Raw genomic sequence first — 5887 nt, 5'->3', positions numbered from 1 at the left:
ACGCTCAGTAACGCCATGTCGATCACTCCAGTGCCCCCGCTGAAACCACAGGGGATGATTGAAACATGGGTCAATTCTCAGTGATATTTTCCCGCAATCCCGGGTCAGCTCTCAATGCAAATCAACACTGAGATCCAGAGCAGCTTTCTGGATGCGATCCGTCCTGCAATTGGCAACAAACGAAAGTTTACGGACGCGCTTGATGAGGCGTACAATTTCTACAACTGGTTTGAGATTGCCGATACTGGCCATGGAATGAGTCTTCAGGAACTTGACGAGGTCTTCCTGACGATCGGCACTAGATCCCGTCGCGCGGCAAATCTGTCTGGGCAGCAGTATCTAGGGGACAAGGGCGTTGGCCGTCTTTCCGCGATGCGTCTTGGCGAGATCCTCTCAATTACAACATCTCGCGAAAACGAAACGAACTGGAACATACTCGAGGTCGATTGGCGCCTCTTTAGTCATGAGAGCCAGCTTGAGGTCCACCAGATCGCAGTGACTCCTTCCTTGGGTTCACCGAAGCCTGATCGATCAAAGCATGGCACGACGATCCGTATTTCCAACTTAAGTGGTGAGTGGAATAGCGTACGTTTCGAGGAAATTTTTTCCAGCCGTATCGCCAGGATGCTAGATCCTTTCGAACCCGGTCGCGGCAATCGGTTGCTTCGGGTGGTGTACAACGGCCAGCGCTTAATTGTCCCATCGATCCCCGATACATTGCTGACCGCAGCACATGCCGTCTGCAAAGCTTCTTTTCGGTTCGAAAAAGACGAGCCTGTTTTCGATGGATTAGTTGATTACACGCTTAGGCAAAAGCAGCGGGTCGTCGCACAGCGCGGCGCAGAAGTTTATTCGATCGCACAGAATGTATGGAAACGGCGCGGTAAAAAAGGCCATGCTGCGTTCGCTATCGAGCCCCTCAGGCCGGCAGCACTGAGGGCACTTGGACCGTTTGAGGTTGAGATCTATTGGTTCAATAGGCGCGTCGTGCAGCCGATCGCAGGATTGACCGAAAGCATTCAGTCAACGCGTGATGAAGTCGCGAAATGGTCTGGCGGCCCGATGCTCTTCCGACACGGTTTCCGGATCCTACCCTACGGCGATCCCGGTGACGATTGGCTAGAACTCGACCACAATGCCTTCGGGAGTTCCGGTTTCAAGCTGAATCGTCAGCAGGTCATCGGCCGTGTAACGGTCCACGCGGGTCATGCCGCGCTGAGCGAGCAGACGAACCGTGAGGGCCTCGTGCGTTCGGAGTCAGCCGATGCTCTGAAGACTCTACTCATGTGGCTTGTTCACGGCGAAATGCGAGGGCTCATCAATGCTGCCGACAAAGCCGAGCAGATTAATAGCCGTAGCGCGGAAAAGATTGCCTATGAATTCCGAGTCACCGAGAAGGAGGTCGTCGTCGCGCTCGATCAGTTGCGAAAGCGTGTTGGTACCGTTGGCGCTGATCAATTCGATCGCCTCTCGAAGCTAGTTCATACCCTAAGCGACCAGTGCGAAAGTTTGGTTGGTAAGACCGGAAAAATAGTTGAGGGTATTGTTGAGGAGCGCGAAAAATTTGTGCACTTGGCGGGTATAGGCCTAATGACGGAGTTCATCTTCCATGAACTTGATCGATCTGTAAATCATACCCTGAAAAGTCTCTCAGCACCTCAGGCATTGACGCCGGCGACGTTGAGATCACTCGAAGACCAATTGATCACTCTTCAAAAGCGGATCGCGGCTTTCGATGAGATATCCGGTGAAAAACGGCAGACAAAGTCTACCTTTGACGTCTCAGACATCGTCGAACTAGTCCTCGACAACCACAAGGGCCAAGCCAATCGACACGGCATCTTGTTCCGATTCGAACGCCCTTCGAAACCGCTAGTCCTGCGCGCTGTTCGAGGCATGGTGATCCAGATCCTGGAGAATCTTATTGCCAACGCGGTTTACTGGCTCAAAGAGCAGTCCCGCTACGAACCAGGGTTCCAGCCCGAAATCACAATTGACATCGATCAGGTCGACCGCGCGCTAACCGTTGAGGACAACGGTCCGGGGATCGATCCCCGACGTCGCGAAGCAATTTTCGAGGCTTACATTACGTCCAAGCCCCCGGGTCAGGGACGCGGACTAGGCCTCTATATTTCGAGAGAGCTGGCCCACTATCATGGTTGGCAACTTTATCTTGACAAGTTGGCGGGCCGAAAGCGGCCAGATCGATTGAGCCTATTCGTGCTCGATTTCGGGGATGGGAAATGATCGCAGACACACAGTTTTTCCAGGCAATGAAGGAAAGCGGCGTCAAGAAGATTGCTGTAATCGATGATGCTTTCGATAGCCCGGTCATTGGGGAAACCCACAGCGCGTCGCTGCTCGAATTCCTTGAAGCGCCGGCAAACGCGGAAACAATTAGCGATGCCGGCATCGATGCCGAACTGTCATCGAGGGCTCAGGAAGCACTAGTGACGGGAGAATACGACGATTTGGATTTGCAAAGCGTGGTGCGCAGCCTCTATGCTCAATACATGGAAGCGCTGGACAAACGCTTTGACCCGAACGGTATTTTCAACACCGTCAAAGGCGCGAACCTTACCAACATTCTGCCCCTTTTGGCCCTATTGAAGAACTGTAGTCCGAAGCTGCAAATCGTCCGGATCGGCGCTGAAGAGACTGAAGCGGTCCAAACCAATTCAGATGCCGAACTGATTTTCGTGGACTTCTATCTCGATAAAGACCTGTCGGCGACTGAGAACACATTCAGCGCAAAATCAATCGAAGCAAAAAAGCGCTCGCTTACGCGTCTCAAGGAATTGCTCGGCGGAAAGGAGACCAAGCAATCTCCTTCTGTGGTTCTCATGTCTTCCCATAAGGTTAAATCGGAGGCCGAAAAGTTCCGCGAGGAAATAGGCACTGGGAAAGTTTTTGCGAGTCGATTCGGCTTCATCGAAAAAACACAGGTGACAAAAGACGATAACGGTACCATCACGATTGCAGCCGAAGCTGGCAATACGCTTTTAGATATCATTCAGTCATTTGAGTTTGGGCGCGCCCTTACTAATTCACTTGAAGCTTGGCTAACCGGCGCCGGCAAGGCTATTGATAAGGTAAGAACCGACATCGATGGTCTGAGTCTTAAGGACTTCGCATACCTTGTCCGCTTCAGGCTGGCTGAGGAGAACGTCGGCCTCGAAGAATACCTTGAATGGTTTTTTGGCGAATGTCTCCTCGATGCAGTTTCCACGAATATCGAACGGGAAATAGCGGGCGGCGAACCGCCGCTCAATCGCATTTCTGCTGCCAAAAGAATCGAAGGGGCTTTTGATGGTCCAACGGAGAAAGTTGCGGAGCTGTATCATCGTGTCCGCCTGGAGGAACCTCGGGTAGGAAGACAAGCATACTTCCGTCTGGGGGATGTCTATTGCTTAGAGACCGGCAAGCCAAAGCGTATTGCAGCCGTTATGACACCAGATTGCGACTTAATCGAAAGAGACGGTCGCAGACCATCTCCGAGCGTCCTTTTGGTGCATGGGACGGTCAAGCCATTCGATGCTCCTGATGCATCTATTGCGGACTTCGTAATTTTGGACGAAAAGCCATACAATATAATATGGAATACGAAGGAACTTTCCACTCAGCCCTTCGACACCTGGCCAGCGCCGGGAACCTCCGATGAAGAGCGGAGGTATATTGGAACTCTTCGCCCGCTCTATGCGCAGGAGTTGCAACGCCGTGTGCTCGCAGATCTAGGCCGCGTAGGCCTTTCCGTAGCGCCAGCGATTGGCCTGACGGCCGCAGTCACGATATCCATCAAGGAAACCAGCGGAAAGAAAAAACAGCTTGAGATAGAATCCGATGTCCTCAAGGGACCCGTCTATATCATCCCGAGCCGCGGCGGCAACGACAAGTCAAAGGTCCTATTTCGGAGGCAGTTTGTGTACGAATTCACACAGCTACTGAAAGGTTTGGATCCCGAAACATTGCCACCTGCCGGTAAATCAAACCTCAAGCAGCTGACTGACTTCCCCGCGAATCAAGCTAAGCTCCATAAAATGCATGTCGACGGGGTTCATCTCGAGGAATTGGTCGATCTCGGGATCGCAGTGACCGGAAAGCCGAGTTTCAAAAGCCCTACCGATGGTCCATGGTGTTGGATCACTGTGTCGATGCCAAAAGCAGATTGAACGCGAGCGCGTTGGCCGATGTCGGTTGCCGATCCTTGGGCTTCGTAATTAATCGATCCATAGTGGAGGATACCCGGTACCGGTCCTTTCAAACCTATTTGCTTGATCGCCGCTATCGAAGATTGAAGGCCCGTTTGGGCCTTCTACCTTGGATATCAAGTCGGAACCTTCCCTGTTTCAGAGCCTACATTGGCCTCGTCTTTAAAGACAGATCTCGACTTACCAGGTTCAGCAATCAGAGAACGCCCCACGCTCGAAACCGCCCCCTACCCGTCATCTCCCGCAACTCCAGCTCTTCTACGATACGAAGCGCCGCCCGCGGCGTGACGGCGAGTTCCTTCGCGATAATGCCGGCCGACACAAGAGGCCGCGAGAGCACCAGGTCGATCAGCTTTGGCAGTTTTGACGACGTGCGTTTCCCGACCAGTCGGCGCTCCATCATTTTTCGCGCGAGAGCCAGCCGGTCGTGCTCCTTCAGGCCGAGCTCTGCGGCCGCCATGAAGCCGTGCGCGATGGCGAGCAGCCGGGCCTCCCGGTCGCGATGCCTGCGCCGATCGACGGGGATAGTTTTGAAGCCGACATTGAAGGCGGCCAGATGCGCTGCCGTCGTCAGCCCAGCATCACGCAGGATCGACGCTGCCAGAAGCCGACCAAGCCAGGGCGCATGCTGCAGCACGGACAGCTCGTTCCAGGCGTCAAGGGCGACTACCGCCTGCAGCACCGGTGGCAGGTCTTCCGTCTGCCGCAGCACGCCGCGCCACTCTTCCAGCCGCTCGTCTTCGTCCCAGTCGAGATCGTAAAGCAGCGGATCCTTTTCGGTGGCACCGGCGCGGCCAGGCCGCTTTGCCTTCTCGATTGCTGCATCGGATCGAGCCAGCAGCGCATCAATGGCGGCAAATTCGGCGTCGAGTGGTTCTACTCCATTTTCGACCTCATCCGCCTCCCCTTCTCCGAATAACTCATCGGCACCCGGCGCCGGCTCGCTCGCGCCCGCGATGCCGCCAGATGCTTCCGTCGCAGCCTGGCCTCGCAGGTTGCGAAGACCGTCGGGCGACAGCGCCCAGCCGGGTGCTTGTCCGGCGATGCGGCGGCGGGTTTTCAAAACATCGCGGGCGATTGTCAGTTCGTGGGTCGGCGTGCGAATATCGCGCGTGGCGTCGTGAAGAACGAGGTCCTCGACGTGGACCAGCTCACCGCCGATCCACAGAGAGGCGCAGGCATCGGCAAAATGGGAGCGTTCGATCCAACCCTCTCCGACGGGCGAGCGGGCGATGCGCTCGTCGAGACGGGACAACGCCGAACCCGCGTCGGAAAGCGGCCGCAATAGCGTCTGGAGGGGCAATTTTGCGATATCGTAAGCCATTGAAATCATGGTAAATGATTTGCTAACCGGACACCAGTGTATAGTTTGTGTCCGTCACCGCCTGGTTCTGCCGGTTGGTGCTCTAACCATCGATAACTAACCGGTATCGATTGCCAGATTAGGCAAGCTCTCTGCACCCTCGTCGCTCACACAGCCCATTTTACAGTCATTTCGCCCTCTCACAGTGACTAGAGCCTGTGCATTTGGGTATTATCAGCATTTTCAAACGTTCGTTTTCTTGCGTCTTTCGAGTTTGTACATATTGGATTTGCTGGGGTTTTTCCCGGTGGTTTCGCCAGCGAAACGGCGCGGTTTGCCGGATGCGATCACGCCCGTGCAACCTTGACGCTCTAAA

At 54.6% G+C, this 5887-nt stretch carries 3 protein-coding genes; 2 read left to right on the top strand and 1 reads right to left on the bottom strand.

The window, feature by feature from the left end; genetic code table 11:
• Positions 1-114 precede the first annotated feature (114 nt).
• Together J1W56_RS25710 and J1W56_RS25705 are read left to right on the top strand one after the other, a co-directional pair.
• A complete protein-coding gene (locus J1W56_RS25710; RefSeq protein ID WP_223616127.1) occupies positions 115-2247 on the top strand; it encodes a sensor histidine kinase in 2133 nt (710 codons plus the stop codon).
• Positions 2244-4169, top strand: coding sequence for a hypothetical protein (locus J1W56_RS25705; protein ID WP_223616126.1), 1926 nt, complete (start codon positions 2244-2246; stop codon positions 4167-4169). Before J1W56_RS25710 ends, J1W56_RS25705 begins: the two co-directional genes overlap by 4 nt.
• 235 nt (positions 4170-4404) lie before the next feature.
• Here J1W56_RS25705 and J1W56_RS25700 read toward each other — a convergent pair whose 3' ends face one another.
• Positions 4405-5541, bottom strand: coding sequence for an RHE_PE00001 family protein (locus J1W56_RS25700; protein ID WP_223616125.1), 1137 nt, complete (start codon positions 5539-5541; stop codon positions 4405-4407).
• Between the last annotated feature and the right edge of the window lie 346 nt (positions 5542-5887).

Source organism: Phyllobacterium calauticae (genome assembly GCF_019991125.1).
GTDB classification, from domain to species: Bacteria; Pseudomonadota; Alphaproteobacteria; order Rhizobiales; family Rhizobiaceae; genus Phyllobacterium; species Phyllobacterium calauticae.
The sequence above is the reverse complement of the archived record's forward strand: the minus strand, read 5'-3'. Positions and strand labels throughout refer to the sequence as shown.